Source organism: Microbacterium sp. AR7-10, assembly GCF_001878835.1.
Taxonomy (GTDB): domain Bacteria; phylum Actinomycetota; class Actinomycetes; order Actinomycetales; family Microbacteriaceae; genus Microbacterium; species Microbacterium commune.
This window is the reverse complement of the sequence record NZ_MJIR01000001.1, coordinates 1-15,619: the sequence shown is the minus strand read 5'-3', so window position 1 is coordinate 15,619 and position 15,619 is coordinate 1. Positions and strand designations below refer to the sequence as shown.

The 15,619-nt window shown below is 66.2% G+C and carries 25 protein-coding genes; 24 read left to right on the top strand and 1 reads right to left on the bottom strand.

Features of this window, described 5'->3' with window-relative positions:
* Window positions 1-9 precede the first annotated feature (9 nt).
* From tuf to map, 24 genes are all read left to right on the top strand, one after another.
* Window positions 10-1,203 carry an elongation factor Tu gene (tuf, locus tag BFN01_RS00125; RefSeq protein ID WP_071640290.1) on the top strand — a complete coding sequence of 398 codons (1,194 nt, stop codon included), beginning with the start codon at window positions 10-12 and terminating at the stop codon, window positions 1,201-1,203.
* Window positions 1,204-1,648: 445 nt separating this feature from the next.
* The gene (gene rpsJ, locus BFN01_RS00120) at window positions 1,649-1,957 is read left to right on the top strand and encodes a 30S ribosomal protein S10 (protein ID WP_017201594.1); all 309 of its coding nucleotides are present in this window, start codon (window positions 1,649-1,651) and stop codon (window positions 1,955-1,957) included.
* 8 nt (window positions 1,958-1,965) lie between these two features.
* A complete protein-coding gene (gene rplC / locus BFN01_RS00115; RefSeq protein ID WP_071640288.1) occupies window positions 1,966-2,625 on the top strand; it encodes a 50S ribosomal protein L3 in 660 nt (219 codons plus the stop codon).
* A gap of 4 nt (window positions 2,626-2,629) precedes the next feature.
* On the top strand, window positions 2,630-3,295 hold the full coding sequence (gene rplD, locus BFN01_RS00110; protein ID WP_071640286.1) for a 50S ribosomal protein L4: 666 nt from the start codon (window positions 2,630-2,632) through the stop codon (window positions 3,293-3,295).
* Window positions 3,292-3,612, top strand: a complete 321-nt coding sequence (gene rplW, locus BFN01_RS00105) for a 50S ribosomal protein L23 (RefSeq protein WP_071640284.1) — start codon at window positions 3,292-3,294, stop codon at window positions 3,610-3,612. The genes rplD and rplW overlap by 4 nt, the downstream gene beginning before the upstream one ends.
* A gap of 20 nt (window positions 3,613-3,632) precedes the next feature.
* Entirely contained in the window at window positions 3,633-4,472 is an 840-nt protein-coding gene (gene rplB, locus BFN01_RS00100) for a 50S ribosomal protein L2 (RefSeq protein WP_071640282.1), read from the top strand.
* Between the two features lie 12 nt (window positions 4,473-4,484).
* Window positions 4,485-4,766, top strand: coding sequence for a 30S ribosomal protein S19 (gene rpsS / locus BFN01_RS00095; RefSeq protein ID WP_071640280.1), 282 nt, complete (start codon window positions 4,485-4,487; stop codon window positions 4,764-4,766).
* Between the two features lie 38 nt (window positions 4,767-4,804).
* Window positions 4,805-5,206, top strand: coding sequence for a 50S ribosomal protein L22 (gene rplV, locus BFN01_RS00090; protein WP_071640278.1), 402 nt, complete (start codon window positions 4,805-4,807; stop codon window positions 5,204-5,206).
* Window positions 5,206-5,970 (top strand): 30S ribosomal protein S3, encoded by a 765-nt coding sequence (rpsC, locus tag BFN01_RS00085; protein WP_071640276.1) that lies wholly within the window; start codon window positions 5,206-5,208, stop codon window positions 5,968-5,970. The genes rplV and rpsC overlap by 1 nt, the downstream gene beginning before the upstream one ends.
* On the top strand, window positions 5,970-6,389 hold the full coding sequence (rplP, locus tag BFN01_RS00080; protein ID WP_071640274.1) for a 50S ribosomal protein L16: 420 nt from the start codon (window positions 5,970-5,972) through the stop codon (window positions 6,387-6,389). Before rpsC ends, rplP begins: the two co-directional genes overlap by 1 nt.
* Window positions 6,389-6,703: a 50S ribosomal protein L29 gene (gene rpmC, locus BFN01_RS00075; RefSeq protein ID WP_071640272.1), complete on the top strand. Its 315-nt coding sequence runs from the start codon at window positions 6,389-6,391 to the stop codon at window positions 6,701-6,703. The genes rplP and rpmC overlap by 1 nt, the downstream gene beginning before the upstream one ends.
* Window positions 6,703-7,017, top strand: coding sequence for a 30S ribosomal protein S17 (gene rpsQ / locus BFN01_RS00070; RefSeq protein ID WP_071640270.1), 315 nt, complete (start codon window positions 6,703-6,705; stop codon window positions 7,015-7,017). Before rpmC ends, rpsQ begins: the two co-directional genes overlap by 1 nt.
* Window positions 7,014-7,382, top strand: coding sequence for a 50S ribosomal protein L14 (rplN, locus tag BFN01_RS00065; RefSeq protein ID WP_071640267.1), 369 nt, complete (start codon window positions 7,014-7,016; stop codon window positions 7,380-7,382). Before rpsQ ends, rplN begins: the two co-directional genes overlap by 4 nt.
* A 2-nt stretch (window positions 7,383-7,384) precedes the next feature.
* Entirely contained in the window at window positions 7,385-7,744 is a 360-nt protein-coding gene (gene rplX / locus BFN01_RS00060; RefSeq protein WP_071640265.1) for a 50S ribosomal protein L24, read from the top strand.
* Entirely contained in the window at window positions 7,744-8,334 is a 591-nt protein-coding gene (gene rplE / locus BFN01_RS00055) for a 50S ribosomal protein L5 (RefSeq protein WP_071640263.1), read from the top strand. The genes rplX and rplE overlap by 1 nt, the downstream gene beginning before the upstream one ends.
* 162 nt (window positions 8,335-8,496) lie before the next feature.
* The gene (rpsH, locus tag BFN01_RS00050; RefSeq protein ID WP_071640261.1) at window positions 8,497-8,895 is read left to right on the top strand and encodes a 30S ribosomal protein S8; all 399 of its coding nucleotides are present in this window, start codon (window positions 8,497-8,499) and stop codon (window positions 8,893-8,895) included.
* Between the two features lie 6 nt (window positions 8,896-8,901).
* Window positions 8,902-9,438: a 50S ribosomal protein L6 gene (gene rplF, locus BFN01_RS00045; protein ID WP_071640259.1), complete on the top strand. Its 537-nt coding sequence runs from the start codon at window positions 8,902-8,904 to the stop codon at window positions 9,436-9,438.
* 2 nt (window positions 9,439-9,440) lie between these two features.
* Window positions 9,441-9,800 (top strand): 50S ribosomal protein L18, encoded by a 360-nt coding sequence (gene rplR, locus BFN01_RS00040; RefSeq protein WP_071640257.1) that lies wholly within the window; start codon window positions 9,441-9,443, stop codon window positions 9,798-9,800.
* Complete coding sequence (gene rpsE / locus BFN01_RS00035; protein ID WP_071640255.1) at window positions 9,797-10,480, top strand: 30S ribosomal protein S5; 684 nt, start codon at window positions 9,797-9,799, stop codon at window positions 10,478-10,480. The genes rplR and rpsE overlap by 4 nt, the downstream gene beginning before the upstream one ends.
* Complete coding sequence (rpmD, locus tag BFN01_RS00030) at window positions 10,480-10,665, top strand: 50S ribosomal protein L30 (RefSeq protein WP_071640253.1); 186 nt, start codon at window positions 10,480-10,482, stop codon at window positions 10,663-10,665. Before rpsE ends, rpmD begins: the two co-directional genes overlap by 1 nt.
* Complete coding sequence (gene rplO, locus BFN01_RS00025) at window positions 10,665-11,246, top strand: 50S ribosomal protein L15 (RefSeq protein WP_083428546.1); 582 nt, start codon at window positions 10,665-10,667, stop codon at window positions 11,244-11,246. Before rpmD ends, rplO begins: the two co-directional genes overlap by 1 nt.
* A gap of 113 nt (window positions 11,247-11,359) precedes the next feature.
* Window positions 11,360-12,682, top strand: a complete 1,323-nt coding sequence (gene secY, locus BFN01_RS00020) for a preprotein translocase subunit SecY (protein ID WP_071640251.1) — start codon at window positions 11,360-11,362, stop codon at window positions 12,680-12,682.
* A complete protein-coding gene (locus BFN01_RS00015) occupies window positions 12,679-13,299 on the top strand; it encodes an adenylate kinase (RefSeq protein ID WP_071640249.1) in 621 nt (206 codons plus the stop codon). The genes secY and BFN01_RS00015 overlap by 4 nt, the downstream gene beginning before the upstream one ends.
* A gap of 7 nt (window positions 13,300-13,306) precedes the next feature.
* Window positions 13,307-14,155, top strand: a complete 849-nt coding sequence (map, locus tag BFN01_RS00010; RefSeq protein WP_071640247.1) for a type I methionyl aminopeptidase — start codon at window positions 13,307-13,309, stop codon at window positions 14,153-14,155.
* Between the two features lie 100 nt (window positions 14,156-14,255).
* On the opposite strand, the gene BFN01_RS00005 is transcribed toward map, so the two are convergent.
* Complete coding sequence (locus BFN01_RS00005) at window positions 14,256-15,251, bottom strand: hypothetical protein (RefSeq protein ID WP_071640245.1); 996 nt, start codon at window positions 15,249-15,251, stop codon at window positions 14,256-14,258.
* Window positions 15,252-15,619: the final 368 nt, after the last annotated feature.

Here is a 15,619-nt window from a genome sequence, read left to right as displayed (position 1 = left end):
GAGGACCCAGTGGCCAAGGCCAAGTTCGAGCGGACCAAGCCGCACGTCAACATCGGAACGATCGGTCACGTCGACCACGGCAAGACCACCCTGTCTGCCGCGATCTCGAAGGTGCTCGCCGACAAGTACCCGTCGGACACCAACGTCCAGCGTGACTTCGCCTCGATCGACTCGGCTCCCGAGGAGCGTCAGCGCGGCATCACCATCAACATCTCGCACATCGAGTACGAGACCCCGAAGCGTCACTACGCGCACGTCGACGCCCCCGGCCACGCCGACTACGTCAAGAACATGATCACCGGTGCTGCTCAGATGGACGGCGCGATCCTCGTGGTCGCCGCCACCGACGGCCCGATGGCTCAGACCCGCGAGCACGTTCTGCTCGCCAAGCAGGTCGGCGTGCCGTACCTGATGGTCGCGCTGAACAAGTCGGACATGGTCGACGACGAGGAGATCCTGGAGCTCGTCGAGCTCGAGGTTCGCGAGCTGCTCTCGTCGCAGGGCTTCCCCGGCGACGACGCTCCCGTCATCAAGGTCTCGGCTCTCGGCGCCCTCAACGGCGAAGAGAAGTGGGTCGACTCGATCCTCGAGCTCATGCAGGCCGCTGACGACGCCATCCCGGACCCCGAGCGTGACCGCGACAAGCCGTTCCTCATGCCGATCGAGGACGTCTTCACGATCACCGGTCGTGGAACGGTCGTCACGGGCCGCGCCGAGCGCGGCACCCTCGCGATCAACTCCGAGGTCGAGATCGTCGGCATCCGCCCGACGCAGAAGACCACGGTCACCGGTATCGAGATGTTCCACAAGCAGCTCGACGAGGCCTGGGCCGGCGAGAACTGCGGTCTGCTGCTCCGCGGCACCAAGCGCGAGGACGTCGAGCGCGGCCAGGTCGTCGTGAAGCCGGGCTCGATCACCCCGCACACGGAGTTCGAGGGCACCGCGTACATCCTGTCGAAGGACGAGGGTGGCCGTCACAACCCCTTCTACACGAACTACCGCCCGCAGTTCTACTTCCGCACCACCGACGTCACCGGCGTCATCACGCTGCCCGAGGGCACCGAGATGGTCATGCCCGGTGACACCACCGACATGAAGGTGGACCTCATCCAGCCCATCGCCATGGAAGAGGGCCTCGGCTTCGCGATCCGTGAGGGTGGCCGCACCGTCGGCGCCGGCACGGTGACGAAGGTGCTCGCGTAAGCATCTGCTTCTCGGAAGAGGGGTCGGACCTTCGGGTCCGGCCCCTCTTCGCGTGTCCGCGGCGCGGGGCCTGAGCCGCGGGATCATGCGCGACACGCCCGGGTTTGCGGTGCCGGAATCCGCGTGGCAGAATAGTCAAGTTCCACATTTCTGCGCGCTTCATGATGCGCGGAATCACTGTCACGACAGTGCATAGACGGCGACATCCCAAGGATGCTGCAGGGTTCTAGGCCGCGGACAGCAGAACGTGCACTGAGCGAGGGCGATGCCCGAGACGACGTGCGAATCCCACTCGAAGACGCGAGCATCCGATGCTGGCGTCTTCATGGTGAAAAGAGAACAGCGGTGCGCAAGTGCCGAAGGCGCGATCAGCGCCATCGAGCGTCCAATGCCCCAGGGTCACCCGGTCCCGGATGGTACGACGCCTATAGAGAGAGAGCAGACAATGGCGGGACAGAAGATCCGCATTCGCCTGAAGTCGTATGACCACGAGGTCATCGACACGTCGGCACGAAAGATCGTCGACACCGTGACCCGTGCGGGCGCGACCGTCGTCGGCCCCGTGCCGCTTCCGACCGAGAAGAACGTGGTGTGCGTCATCCGGTCGCCCCACAAGTACAAGGACAGCCGCGAGCACTTCGAGATGCGCACCCACAAGCGTCTGATCGACATCGTCGACCCGACGCCGAAGGCTGTCGACTCGCTGATGCGTCTCGACCTGCCCGCCGATGTCAACATCGAGATCAAGCTCTGAGGTCCGCCATGGTTGACATCAACGCAAAGATTTCCAAGGGCATGCTCGGCACGAAGCTCGGCATGACCCAGGTGTGGAACGAGAACGGGAAGCTCATCCCCGTGACCGTCATCGAGCTGGCTCCGAACGTGGTCACCCAGGTTCGCACCCCCGAGAAGGACGGCTACAACGCCATCCAGATCGCCTACGGCCAGATCGACCCACGCAAGGTCAACAAGCCGCTGACCGCCCACTTCGAGGCAGCCGGCGTCACCCCGCGTCGCCACGTCACCGAGATCCGCACCGCGGATGCCGCTGACTACTCGCTCGGCCAGGAGCTCACGCTCGACGGCGTGTTCGAGGCAGGCCAGCTGGTCGACGTCGTCGGCACCAGCAAGGGCAAGGGCACCGCCGGTGTCATGAAGCGTCACAACTTCGCCGGCGTCTCGGCCTCCCACGGTGCGCACCGCAACCACCGCAAGCCCGGCTCGATCGGCGCCTCGTCGACCCCGAGTCGCGTGTTCAAGGGCATGCGCATGGCCGGCCGCATGGGTGGCGAGCGCGTGACCGTCCTCAACCTCACGGTGCACGCCATCGACGCCGAGAAGGGACTCATGCTCGTCAAGGGCGCCGTCCCCGGTGCGCGTGGTCGTATCGTGTACGTCCGCAACGCAGTGAAGGGTGCCTGATCTCATGGCTGACTCCACTCTGGCAATCGACGTCCTGTCGGTCGACGGCAAGAAGGCCGGCTCTGTCGAGCTGCCCGCCTCGATCTTCGACGTCGAGACCAACGTCCCGCTGATCCACCAGGTCGTCGTCGCGCAGCTCGCCGCCGCGCGTCAGGGCACCCACGCCACGAAGACTCGTGGCGACGTGTCCGGCTCCGGCAGCAAGCCCTTCAAGCAGAAGGGCACGGGTAACGCCCGTCAGGGCTCGATCCGCATGCCGCAGCACCGCGGTGGTGGCACGGTCCACGGCCCGCAGCCGCGTGACTACTCGCAGCGCACCCCCAAGAAGATGATCGCCGCCGCCCTCCGTGGCGCGCTGAGCGATCGTCTGCGCGGCGAGCGTCTGCACGCGGTCGAGGCCTTCGTCGCCGACAGCACTCCTTCGACCAAGGCTGCGGCCGGCCTGCTGGCCTCCGTCGCTCCGTCGAAGAACGTGCTGGTCGTCATCGAGCGCTCCGACGAGCTGACCACGAAGAGCGTGCGCAACCTCGCGAACGTTCACCTGATCAGCTTCGACCAGCTGAACGCCTACGACGTCGTCGTCTCCGACGACATCGTCTTCACCAAGGCCGCACTCGAGGGCTTCATCGCCTCGAAGACGGGCGCGACCGCAGAGGAGGTCTCGGCATGACCGAGCAGAACGTTCTCGCCACGGCCCTGAACAAGGACCCGCGCGACATCATTCTCGGACCGGTCGTGTCCGAGAAGAGCTACAGCCTGATCGACGAGGGCAAGTACACCTTCCTCGTCGACCCGCGCGCCTCGAAGACCGAGATCAAGCTCGCCATCGAGAAGATCTTCGGCGTCAAGGTGGCCTCGGTCAACACGATCAACCGCGTCGGCAAGGCCCGCCGCACCCGCTTCGGCACCGGCAAGCGCAAGGACACCAAGCGCGCGATCGTGGCTCTGAAGTCGGGTTCCATCGACATCTTCACGGCAGTCGGCTGACCGGGGGATAAGGACAGATAATGGCTATTCGCAAGTACAAGCCCACGACCCCGGGTCGCCGCGGTTCGTCGGTGGCTGACTTCGCCGAGATCACCCGATCGACGCCTGAGAAGTCGCTGCTGCGCCCGCTCTCGAAGACCGGTGGTCGCAACAACCAGGGCCGCATCACGACCCGTCACATCGGTGGTGGCCACAAGCGCCAGTACCGTGTCATCGACTTCCGTCGCAATGACAAGGACGGCATCAACGCCAAGGTCGCGCACATCGAGTACGACCCCAACCGCACCGCGCGCATCGCGCTGCTGCACTACTTCGACGGCGAGAAGCGCTACATCCTCGCCCCGAACAAGCTGAAGCAGGGCGACGTCGTCGAGTCGGGTGCCGGCGCTGACATCAAGCCCGGCAACAACCTGCCGCTGAAGAACATCCCCACCGGTACCGTGATCCACGCCATCGAGCTGCGTCCCGGCGGCGGAGCGAAGATGGCTCGTTCGGCCGGCGCCTCGGTGCGCCTGGTCGCGAAGGACGGCCCCTACGCCCAGCTGCGTCTGCCCTCGGGCGAGATCCGCAACGTCGATGCGCGCTGCCGCGCGACCATCGGCGAGGTCGGCAACGCCGAGCAGTCGAACATCAACTGGGGCAAGGCCGGCCGCAAGCGCTGGAAGGGCGTCCGCCCGACCGTCCGCGGTGTCGCCATGAACCCGGTCGACCACCCGCACGGTGGTGGTGAGGGCAAGACCTCCGGTGGTCGTCACCCGGTTTCCCCGTGGGGTCAGGCTGAGGGTCGTACCCGTCACGCCAACAAGGAAAGTGACAAGTACATCGTCCGCCGCCGCAACGCTGGCAAGAAGCGCAAGTAGGAGTAGAGGAAGATGCCACGCAGTCTCAAGAAGGGCCCCTTCGTCGACGAGCACCTGCTTCGCAAGGTGGTCGGACAGAACGAGTCCGGTACGAAGAACGTCATCAAGACCTGGTCGCGTCGCTCGATGATCATCCCCGCAATGCTGGGACACACCATCGCCGTGCACGACGGTCGCAAGCACATCCCTGTGTTCGTGACCGAGACCATGGTCGGCCACAAGCTGGGCGAGTTCGCGCCCACCCGCACCTTCCGCGGCCACGAGAAGGACGACAAGAAGGGCCGTCGCCGCTGACGCGGTGACGCTCTGGACAGAAACAGAGGAGGAGAACAATGGTGGAATCCATCGCACGCGTCAAGCACATTCGCGTGACCCCTCAGAAGGCTCGTCGTGTCGTCGCGCTCATCAAGGGCAAGCAGGCGCAGGAAGCACTGGCCATTCTGAAGTTCGCACCGCAGGGTGCCAGCGAGCCGATCTACAAGCTCGTGCACTCCGCCATCGCCAACGCGTCGGTCAAGGCCGACCGTGACGGCGAATTCCTGGACGAGCAGGACCTGTACGTGAAGAACGCGTACGTCGACGAGGGCACCACGCTCAAGCGTTTCCGCCCCCGTGCTCAGGGTCGTGCCTCGCAGATCAAGAAGCGCACGAGCCACATCACGGTCGTGCTAGCCACCCCGGAGGCCGCTGACGCGGCCGCACCGGCGGCCAAGACGAAGAAGGCGAGCAAGTAATGGGCCAGAAGGTCAACCCGTACGGCTTCCGCCTCGGCATCACCACGGACCACGTGTCGCGTTGGTTCTCGGACTCGACGAAGCCGGGCCAGCGTTACGCCGACTACGTCGCCGAGGACATCAAGATCCGTCGTCTGCTGCAGACGCAGCTCGACCGCGCCGGCGTCTCGAACATCGAGATCGAGCGCACCCGCGACCGCGTGCGTGTGGACATCCACACCGCGCGTCCGGGCATCGTCATCGGCCGCCGTGGCGCCGAGGCCGAGCGCATCCGCGGTGACCTCGAGAAGCTCACCGGCAAGCAGATCCAGCTGAACATCCTCGAGGTCAAGAACCCCGAAGCCGACGCTCAGCTCGTCGCGCAGGGCATCGCCGAGCAGCTCTCTGCTCGTGTGGCGTTCCGTCGCGCGATGCGCAAGGGTCTGCAGGGCGCTCAGCGCGCCGGCGCCAAGGGCATCCGCATCCAGGTCTCCGGCCGCCTCGGCGGCGCGGAGATGAGCCGCTCGGAGTTCTACCGCGAGGGTCGTGTGCCGCTGCACACGCTGCGCGCGAACATCGACTACGGCTTCTACGAGGCGAAGACCACCTTCGGCCGCATCGGCGTGAAGGTCTGGATCTACAAGGGCGACCTCACCAACAAGGAGCTTGCTCGCGAGCAGGCCAACCAGAAGCCTTCGCGCGAGCGTGGCGACCGTCGTGGCCCCCGTGGCGACCGCGGTGACCGTCGCAACGAGGCTCCCGTCGCAGAAGGAGCGTCTGCCTGATGCTTATCCCTCGCAAGGTCAAGTACCGCAAGCAGCACCACCCGAAGCGTTCGGGCCAGGCCACCGGTGGCACCAAGGTGTCGTTCGGTGAGTTCGGCATCCAGGCGCTGACCCCCGCCTACGTGACCAACCGTCAGATCGAGTCCGCTCGTATCGCGATGACCCGTCACATCAAGCGTGGTGGAAAGGTGTGGATCAACATCTACCCCGACCGCCCGCTCACCAAGAAGCCCGCTGAGACCCGCATGGGTTCGGGTAAGGGCTCGCCCGAGTGGTGGGTCGCCAACGTCAAGCCGGGCCGCGTCCTCTTCGAGGTCGCGGGCGTCAGCGAGGAACTCGCTCGCGAGGCGCTCACCCGGGCCATTCACAAGCTGCCGCTCAAGGCACGCATCATCAAGCGCGAGGAGGGCGACGCGTAATGGCGATCGGCACCAAGGAGCTCGCACCGAGCGAGCTCGACACGTTCGAAGACCAGCGCCTCGTCGAGGAGCTGCGCAAGGCCAAGGAGGAGCTGTTCAACCTCCGTTTCCAGTCGGCCACCGGCCAGCTGGAGAGCCACGGCCGCATCCGCGCCGTCAAGCGCGACATCGCGCGCCTTTACACCGTGATCCGCGAGCGCGAGCTGGGCATCCGTGCGACGCCCGCTCCGGTCGAGGCTCCGGCCAAGAAGGCGTCCAAGGCGAAGGCGAAGAAGGCCGACGAGGCTGAGGCGCCGAAGGAGGAGGCCGAGTAATGGCTGAGAAGAAGGCTGCTGACGCCGTCGAGCACGGCGAGCACGACGTCCGCGACGCAGACGCGCGCGGATACCGCAAGTCGCGCCGTGGCTACGTCGTCAGCGACAAGATGGACAAGACCATCGTCGTCGAGGTCGAGGACCGCGTGAAGCACCCGCTTTACGGCAAGGTCATCCGCGTCACCTCGAAGGTCAAGGCGCACGACGAGAACAACACCGCCGGCATCGGCGACCTCGTTCTCATCAACGAGACCCGCCCGCTGAGCGCCACCAAGCGCTGGCGTCTGGTGGAGATCCTGGAGAAGGCAAAGTGATCCAGACCGAGTCCCGCGTCAAGGTCGCCGACAACACCGGCGCCAAGGAGCTGCTCACAATCCGCGTTCTCGGTGGTTCCAGCCGCCGCTACGCCGGTCTGGGCGACACCATCGTCGCGACCGTCAAGGACGCGATCCCCGGCGGCAACGTCAAGAAGGGCGATGTGGTCAAGGCCGTCATCGTCCGCACCGTCAAGTCGACGCGTCGTCCCGACGGTTCGTACATCAAGTTCGACGAGAACGCCGCCGTGATCCTGAAGAACGACGGGGAGCCCCGCGGCACCCGCATCTTCGGACCGGTCGGTCGTGAGCTTCGCGACAAGAAGTTCATGAAGATCGTCTCGCTCGCCCCGGAGGTCATCTGATCATGGCGAAAATCAAGAAGGGTGACCTGGTTCAGGTCATCAGCGGCCGCAAGCAGGACAAGGGCGGCGACCGCGGCAAGCAGGGCAAGGTCCTCGAGGTCCTCGTCGGGCAGAACCGCGTCGTCGTGGAGGGTGTCAACTTCGTCACCCGCCACAGCCGTGTCGACCAGACCCAGCGCGGCACCAAGACCGGTGGCATCGAGACCGTCGAGGCCCCGATCCACATCTCCAACGTCGCTCTCGTCGACCCCTCGACCAAGAAGCCGACCCGCGTCGGCCACCGCGTCGAGGAGCAGGTCAAGGACGGCGTGAAGCGCACGGTCCGCGTGCGCTACGCGAAGAAGTCAGGTAAGGACCTCTGATGGCAACGGCAACTGCTGCTGAGACTGGCAAGACCCAGCCTCGCCTGAAGCAGAAGTACAACACCGAGATCAAGAAGGCTCTGCAGGAGCAGTTCGGCTACGCGAACGTCATGCAGATCCCCGGCCTGGTGAAGGTCGTCGTCAACACCGGTGTCGGTGAGGCGGCTCGTGACTCCAAGGTGATCGAGGGCGCCATCGACGACCTCACCAAGATCACCGGTCAGAAGCCGATCGTCACCAAGGCCCGCAAGTCCATCGCGCAGTTCAAGCTGCGCGAGGGCCAGGCCATCGGTGCGCACGTCACCCTCCGTGGCGACCGTGCGTGGGAGTTCGTCGACCGCCTCGTCAACCTGGCGCTGCCGCGCATCCGCGACTTCCGCGGTCTGTCGGCCGACCAGTTCGACGGCAACGGCAACTACACCTTCGGCCTCCAGGAGCAGAGCGTGTTCCACGAGATCGACCAGGACAAGATCGACCGCGTCCGCGGCTTCGACATCACCGTGGTCACGACGGCCAAGACGGACGACGAGGGTCGCGCACTCCTGCGCGCGCTCGGCTTCCCGTTCAAGGCCGCCGACGCCCCCGCCTGATCGAAGCGCCGCGCGCTTCGGGATGCGGGGAGGGATGCTGCACGGCATCCCTCCCCGCATCCCGTACAATTGAAGATTGTGCGTCCGCTCGGGCGCGACTCTCATCGAAGGCCGTCTGCCGTGTAACGGCAGCCGGAACCTCATGATCGAAGGAAACCAGATATGACGATGACAGACCCGGTCGCAGACATGCTGACCCGTCTGCGCAACGCGAACTCGGCCCACCACGACTCCGTGACCATGCCGTCGAGCAAGCTCAAGACGAACATCGCCGAGATCCTCCAGCAGGAGGGCTACATCGCCGGCTTCGAGGTCACCGACGCCCGCGTCGGCAGCAACCTCACCCTCTCGCTCAAGTACGGTCCCAACCGTGAGCGCTCCATCGCCGGCATCAAGCGCGTGTCGAAGCCCGGTCTGCGCGTCTACGCGAAGTCGACCGAGCTGCCCAAGGTCCTCGGCGGCCTGGGCGTTGCCATCCTGTCCACCTCCTCCGGTCTCCTCACCGACCGTCAGGCTGAGCAGAAGGGCGTGGGCGGAGAAGTTCTCGCCTACGTGTGGTGATCTGACATGTCGCGAATCGGACGACTTCCCATCGACATCCCCTCCGGCGTGACCGTCTCGGTCGACGGCCGCGAGGTCGCAGTCAAGGGCCCCAAGGGCGAGCTGTCGCTCACCCTGGCCAACCCCATCGAGGTCACGGTCGAGGAGAACCAGGTTCTCGTCACCCGCCCGGACGACGAGCGCGAGTCGCGCTCGCTGCACGGTCTGACCCGTACCCTCATCAGCAACAACATCATCGGCGTCACCCAGGGCTACACCAAGGGTCTCGAGGTCGTCGGCACCGGTTACCGCGTGCAGCAGAAGGGCAACTCGATCGAGTTCGCTCTCGGCTTCTCGCACCCGGTCCTGGTCGACCCGCCCGCAGGCATCACCCTGACGGTCGAGGGCACCAACAAGGTGACCGTGAGTGGCATCGACAAGCAGGCTGTCGGCGAGGCCGCTGCCAACATCCGCAAGATCCGCAAGCCCGAGCCGTACAAGGGCAAGGGTGTGCGCTACGCCGGCGAGGTCGTGCGTCGCAAGGCCGGAAAGGCTGGTAAGTAACCATGGCTGTCAAGTCCAAGTCCGCCGCCCGCGCGCGTCGCCACGCACGTCTTCGCAAGAAGATCGTCGGCTCCGACGTCCGCCCGCGTCTCGTCGTCAACCGCTCCGCGCGCCACGTGTTCGTGCAGCTCGTCGACGACGCCAAGGGCCACACGGTGGCTTCCGCTTCCACGCTCGAGACCGAGCTGCGCTCCTTCGACGGTGACAAGACCGCCAAGGCCCGCAAGGTCGGCGAGCTCGTCGCTGAGCGCGCGAAGGCCGCCGGCGTTTCCGAGGCAGTGTTCGACCGTGGCGGCAACCGCTACGCCGGTCGTGTCGCAGCCATCGCCGAAGGCGCCCGTGAAGGGGGGCTGGCACTGTGAGTGACATCAAGGAGAACGAAGTGACCGAAACCGCTCCTGCCGAGGCTCAGGCCGAGCCGCAGCGTGAGCAGCGCGACAACCGCCGTGGCGGTCGCGACCGTGGCCAGAGCCGCGACCGCAACTCGCGCGACCGCGGGGACAACCAGTTCCTGGAGCGCGTCGTCACCATCAACCGCGTCTCGAAGGTCGTGAAGGGTGGTCGTCGCTTCAGCTTCACCGCTCTCGTGGTCGTCGGTGACGGCAACGGTCTGGTCGGCGTCGGCTACGGCAAGGCCCGCGAGGTCCCCCTGGCGATCTCGAAGGGCGTCGAAGAGGCCAAGCGCAACTTCTTCCGCGTTCCGCGCGTCGGCTCGACCATCCCGCACCCCGTGCAGGGTGAGGCCGCCGCAGGTGTGGTGCTGCTTCGTCCGGCCGCTGCCGGTACCGGTGTCATCGCCGGCGGTCCGGTTCGCGCCGTGCTCGAGTGCGCGGGCATCCACGACGTCCTGTCGAAGTCGCTCGGCTCGTCGAACACGATCAACATCGTGCACGCCACGGTCGAGGCGCTCAAGGGCCTCGAGGAGCCGCGCGCCGTCGCCGCCCGTCGTGGTCTCGACTACGACGCCGTCGTGCCGGAGATCATCATCCGCAACGAGGCGAAGGCCGCTGCCGCCGCCGCAGCGCAGAAGGTAGGTGCCTGATGGCTGAGCGCCTCAAGGTCACGCAGATCAAGTCCAAGGTGAGCGAGAAGCAGAACCAGCGCGACACGCTGCGTTCGCTCGGTCTCAAGCGGATCGGCGACTCGGTCGTTCGTCCCGACGACGCTCAGACCCGCGGCTACGTCCGCGCAGTCGCGCACCTCGTCAAGGTTGAGGAGATCGACTAATGGCTGAGAAGAACGAAACCGTCGAGGCCGAGAAGGCCCCGAAGTCCGCCGCCAAGAAGCCGGCTGCCGCCAAGGCCGCTCCGGCCAAGGCTGCCGACAAGAAGGCTCCGGCCAAGAAGGATGCCGAGGCTCCGGCCGCGCGTCCGTCTGTCCTGAAGGTGCACCACCTGCGTCCGGTCCCCGGCGCTCACACCGCGAAGACCCGTGTCGGTCGCGGTGAGGGCTCGAAGGGCAAGACGGCCGGTCGTGGAACCAAGGGCACCAAGGCGCGCAACACCGTGCGCGCCGGCTTCGAGGGTGGGCAGATGCCGCTGCACATGCGCACCCCGAAGCTGCGCGGGTTCAAGAACCCGTTCCGCGTCGAGTACCAGGTCGTGAACCTGGCCAAGCTCGCGGAGCTGTACCCGCAGGGTGGCGATGTCACCGTCAGCGACCTGGTCGCCAAGGGTGCCGTGCGCAAGAACGAGAAGGTCAAGGTCCTCGGCGACGGCGACATCTCGGTCAAGCTGACCGTGTCGGTCGACAAGGTCTCCGGCAGCGCCGAGCAGAAGATCGTCGCCGCCGGCGGTTCGGTCAACTGATCAGGCTGCAGTGAACGCTGGGAGGGGTCGGAGATCATCCGGCCCCTCCTTTGCGTTACCCTGGACTTTCGGCCGTCCTTCCACGTTCGGCAATCCCTTCAGGAGGAACGCCCTTGTTTAGCGCCATCGCGCGAATCTTCCGCACGCCTGACCTGCGGCAGAAGATCCTTTTCACCATCGGCATCATCGCTCTGTACCGTCTGGGCTCGAACGTGCCGGCTCCTTTCGTGAACTTCCCGAACGTCGAGCAGTGCCTCGCGGCCAACGCCGGCACCGACGGACTGCTCGGACTGGTCAACCTCTTCTCCGGCGGTGCGCTGCTGCAGCTGTCGATCTTCGCCCTCGGCGTGATGCCCTACATCACCGCGACGATCATCACGCAGCTGCTGCGCGTCGTCATCCCGCACTTCGAGACCCTCCACCAGGAGGGCCAGGCGGGCCAGAGCAAGCTCACCCAGTACACCCGCTACCTCACGATCGCGCTCGCACTGCTGCAGTCCGCGACCGTGGTGACCGTGGCGCGCAGCGGGCAGCTGTTCGGTCAGACCGACGTCGCAGCCTGCAACAATCTGCTGACCAACGACGTGTGGTGGGCGCAGGCGCTCATCATCATCGCGATGACCGCGGGAACGGGTCTGATCATGTGGATGGCCGAGCTCGTCACCGAGCGCGGCATCGGCAACGGCATGTCGCTGCTCATCTTCACCTCCATCGCCGCCACCTTCCCGTCGTCGATGTGGGCGATCTGGGAGGCGAAGGGCTTCGAGACGTTCCTGCTGGTGATGATCATCGGCATCGTCGTGATGTCGCTGATCGTGTACGTCGAGCAGTCGCAGCGCCGCGTGCCCGTGCAGTACGCCAAGCGCATGGTCGGCCGCCGCACCTACGGGGGCACGAACACGTACATCCCGATCAAGGTCAACATGGCGGGTGTGATCCCGATCATCTTCGCCTCGTCGCTGCTGTACGTGCCGATGCTCGTCGCGCAGTTCAACACCCCTGCCGACGGCAGCGAGCCGCCCGCGTGGGTGGCGTGGATCCTGGCGAACATGGCATCCGGCGACCAGCCGCTGTACATGGCCGCGTACTTCCTGCTGATCATCGGCTTCACGTACTTCTACGTCGCGATCACGTTCAACCCGGTCGAGGTCGCCGACAACATGAAGAAGTACGGCGGGTTCATCCCCGGCATCCGCGCCGGGCGTCCGACCGCGGAGTACCTCGACTACGTCATCACCCGCATCACGTTCCCCGGTTCGCTCTACCTGGGCCTCGTCGCGCTGATTCCGCTGATCGCGCTGGCGACGGTGCAGGCCAACCAGAACTTCCCGTTCGGTGGCGCCTCGATCCTCATCATCGTGGGTGTCGGCCTCGAGACGGTGAAGCAGATCGACGCGCAGCTGCAGCAGCGCCACTACGAAGGGCTCCTCCGATGACACTTCGACAGGCTCAGGACGACCTCGCTTCCGCTCGTCTTCTGATCGTCGGCCCGCAGGGCTCCGGCAAGGGCACCCAGGGCATCCGCGTCGCCGAGGCGCTGAACATCCCCGTCGTGTCGACCGGCGACATCTTCCGCGCCAACATCAAGGAGGGCACCGAGCTGGGGCAGAAGGTCACCGCGATCCTCGACGCCGGCGACCTGGTGCCCGACGAGCTGACCAGCGAGATCGTCCGCGACCGCCTGTCGCAGGACGACGCGCAGGGCGGCTTCCTGCTCGACGGCTACCCCCGCAACACCGCGCAGGTGCATCACCTCGACGCGTTCCTCGGCGAGCACGACGCGTCGCTCGACGCGGTCATCCTGCTCGACGTGCCCCGCGCGGAGAGCATCGCGCGCCTCAGCCTGCGTGCTGTGGAGCAGGGCCGCTCCGATGACACGGAGGAGGCCATCGCGCACCGTCTCGACATCTACGAGCACGAGACCGCTCCGATCATCTCGGTGTACGAGGAGCGCGGCATCGTCGATCGCATCGACGGCGTCGGCTCCCTCGACGAGATCACCGCGCGCATCTCGGCTGCCCTCGCCGCGCGCGGCATCGGGCAGCTGGTCTGACCCGTCGATGTTCCGCAAGTCGATCTACAAGACACCCGCCCAGCTGCGCTCGATGCTCGAGCCGGGGCTGATCACCGCGGCGGCTCTCGACGCGATCCGTCCGCTGGCGCGGGCGGGGGTGACGACCGCGGAGCTGGATGCCGTGGCCGAGCGCACCATCCTCGATCGCGGTGCGGAATCGAACTTCCAGCTCGTGCGCGGGTATCGCCACACGACGTGCATCTCGGTCAACGAGCAGGTCGTGCACGGCATCCCTGGTGAGCGGGTGCTCGAGCCGGGCGACATCGTCTCGATCGACTGCGGCGCCCAGTTCAAGGGCTGGAACGGCGACAGCGCGGTGACCTTCGTGGTTCCCGATGCGTCCCGGCCGGAGCTCGTGGCGCGCCGGGAGGAGCTCTCCCGGGTCACCGAGGGGTCCATGTGGGCGGGCATCGCCGCCATGGCATCCGCATCCCATCTCGGCGACCTCGGAGCGGCCATCCAGGACTACATCGAGGCGCAGGGACCCTCAGAGGTGTCGGGAGAGACCTACGGCATCCTGCGCGAGTACGTCGGGCACGGCATCGGGCGCAAGATGCACGAGGCGCCCAGCGTGTTCAACTACCGCACCCCCGATGCCGGGGCCGAGATCCGCCCCGGACTCGTACTCGCCATCGAGCCGATGGTCACGGCCGGGGGAGAGGCGACGTTCATCGAGGACGACGACTGGACGGTCTCGACGATCGACGGCTCCGACGGATCGCACTGGGAGCACAGCGTGGCTCGTCACGAGGGCGGCATCTGGGTGCTCACCGCGCCCGACGGCGGCGCCGCCGGCCTCGCGCCCTTCGGCGTGACCCCCGTCCCCATCCCGTAGCCCCGAACCCTGTCGGCTCGGGGCCCGGCTTCGCGTCGCCGGCTGGGCTGAGAAACCACTTCTCGCGTGGGAAACCACATCCAGCGTGGGAAACCGCGTCTCAAGTGGTTTCTCGCGCTCGATATGGTTTCTCGCGCGGCCGGGATTTGAGGCTGGCCAGCTTCGCCGTCTCGCGCGGATGCTTGAGAGGCACACCAGCCGCACGCAGCGCCGTGACGAGCGGCGTGATCTTCCAGACATCGCTCAGGTCCCAACGCGCGAAGGCATGTCCATGTCGCCGCAGCCTGTCCTCTCTGCGCTTCTCGTTTCGCAGGTGCTGCTCCGCCTTCCTCGGGTCGTCGAAGTCATACTTCCCCCACCCGTCCGCTTCACCTATGGCGCCCACCGAGGGGAACAGGAAGTCGACGCGGTCATCTTCGCCCTCATAGTGGAACTCCCGCTGCAGCTCCGGATGCTCGAAACCGCACCAGCCGATGACAGCTCGGCTCACGCTCTCCGCCGGAGACTCCGCACGATCATCGGCGTGGTCGAGTACCCAGTTCATCCGACCGCGGCCGCGCCGGTTCCGTTGTGACAGCCCGAGATCCCGCATCCCCCTGACGCTGGTGAACCCCTGCTGCTTGGGCGAGATGGCCGCGTCGGCGACCGCGAGCCCCTGCGCGAGGGGGAGCACGCGCATCAGGTCTATGGCGGTGTCGACTGGAGAGGTGGTCAGCACGCCGCGGACGTCGCCGACCGCACGCGGGTCTGCGCCGGTGTGCACCGCGACGTCGCCGAAGCGCCGGGACGCCGAGCGGTCCGCGTCGTAGACGTGGATGTCTTTGGGTTCGTTGAAGTAGGGCAGCCCGAGCAGCACGGCGGCGGACTCGAGGCAGAGGACGGCGTCGGGATGCTTGCGGACGAACGCGTGGACCCGAACGGCGTATCGCTGCCAACCGGGAAGCTTCTCGTACGCCGCGCGTGCGACGTAGATCCCGGCGCGCACGCGTGCGTACTGTCGCACGCCGAGGCCGATGCCGAGCATCCGCGCCTCCGACGCCGTCAGAAGAGCGAGTGGCGACTGATTGATCGCTCGGTGGTCGAGGGTGATGGTCATACGACTCGAGGATGCCTGGTTGGCTCTGGCCGCGCAGACGAATCCGGCGATCTGTGGAGCATTCGGACGGAAGCGCTGGCTGTGCAGGGTGAGTGCGGCCGAAGCAGAAACCCCTTCGTGCGTGAGAAACCTCTTCCTGCGTGAGAACCCACCGCTGCGCTGGTTTCTCATGCGGAATCTGGTTTCTCGCGCTGGATCTGGTTTATGGGGCAGGGGAGGCGGCGGAGGAGGGGGACTGTCTCTTATACACATCTGACGCTGCCGACGAACTCAAAAAAAAAAAGAGGGAAGAGAGGGGACGTAGCAGCAGCATACAACAGAAGACAGAGGCGCAGGACGAGGTAGTGCGCCACAGTCACAGTCAGAGA

What these genes read in the sequence shown, in the direction of transcription:
- rplR (WP_071640257.1), top strand. Translation starts at nt 9,441, where the DNA reads ATGGCTGTCAAGTCCAAGTCCGCCGCCCGCGCGCGTCGCCACGCACGT.
- rpsH (WP_071640261.1), top strand. Translation starts at nt 8,497, where the DNA reads ATGACGATGACAGACCCGGTCGCAGACATGCTGACCCGTCTGCGCAAC.
- rplB (WP_071640282.1), top strand. Translation starts at nt 3,633, where the DNA reads ATGGCTATTCGCAAGTACAAGCCCACGACCCCGGGTCGCCGCGGTTCG.
- rpmD (WP_071640253.1), top strand. Translation starts at nt 10,480, where the DNA reads ATGGCTGAGCGCCTCAAGGTCACGCAGATCAAGTCCAAGGTGAGCGAG.
- rplD (WP_071640286.1), top strand. Translation starts at nt 2,630, where the DNA reads ATGGCTGACTCCACTCTGGCAATCGACGTCCTGTCGGTCGACGGCAAG.
- rplP (WP_071640274.1), top strand. Translation starts at nt 5,970, where the DNA reads ATGCTTATCCCTCGCAAGGTCAAGTACCGCAAGCAGCACCACCCGAAG.
- rpsC (WP_071640276.1), top strand. Translation starts at nt 5,206, where the DNA reads ATGGGCCAGAAGGTCAACCCGTACGGCTTCCGCCTCGGCATCACCACG.
- rplW (WP_071640284.1), top strand. Translation starts at nt 3,292, where the DNA reads ATGACCGAGCAGAACGTTCTCGCCACGGCCCTGAACAAGGACCCGCGC.
- rpsQ (WP_071640270.1), top strand. Translation starts at nt 6,703, where the DNA reads ATGGCTGAGAAGAAGGCTGCTGACGCCGTCGAGCACGGCGAGCACGAC.
- map (WP_071640247.1), top strand. Translation starts at nt 13,307, where the DNA reads ATGTTCCGCAAGTCGATCTACAAGACACCCGCCCAGCTGCGCTCGATG.
- rplX (WP_071640265.1), top strand. Translation starts at nt 7,385, where the DNA reads ATGGCGAAAATCAAGAAGGGTGACCTGGTTCAGGTCATCAGCGGCCGC.
- BFN01_RS00005 (WP_071640245.1), bottom strand. Translation starts at nt 15,251, where the DNA reads ATGACCATCACCCTCGACCACCGAGCGATCAATCAGTCGCCACTCGCT.
- rplO (WP_083428546.1), top strand. Translation starts at nt 10,665, where the DNA reads ATGGCTGAGAAGAACGAAACCGTCGAGGCCGAGAAGGCCCCGAAGTCC.
- rplE (WP_071640263.1), top strand. Translation starts at nt 7,744, where the DNA reads ATGGCAACGGCAACTGCTGCTGAGACTGGCAAGACCCAGCCTCGCCTG.
- rplC (WP_071640288.1), top strand. Translation starts at nt 1,966, where the DNA reads ATGGTTGACATCAACGCAAAGATTTCCAAGGGCATGCTCGGCACGAAG.
- rplF (WP_071640259.1), top strand. Translation starts at nt 8,902, where the DNA reads ATGTCGCGAATCGGACGACTTCCCATCGACATCCCCTCCGGCGTGACC.
- rpsJ (WP_017201594.1), top strand. Translation starts at nt 1,649, where the DNA reads ATGGCGGGACAGAAGATCCGCATTCGCCTGAAGTCGTATGACCACGAG.
- rpmC (WP_071640272.1), top strand. Translation starts at nt 6,389, where the DNA reads ATGGCGATCGGCACCAAGGAGCTCGCACCGAGCGAGCTCGACACGTTC.
- BFN01_RS00015 (WP_071640249.1), top strand. Translation starts at nt 12,679, where the DNA reads ATGACACTTCGACAGGCTCAGGACGACCTCGCTTCCGCTCGTCTTCTG.
- rpsS (WP_071640280.1), top strand. Translation starts at nt 4,485, where the DNA reads ATGCCACGCAGTCTCAAGAAGGGCCCCTTCGTCGACGAGCACCTGCTT.
- rplV (WP_071640278.1), top strand. Translation starts at nt 4,805, where the DNA reads ATGGTGGAATCCATCGCACGCGTCAAGCACATTCGCGTGACCCCTCAG.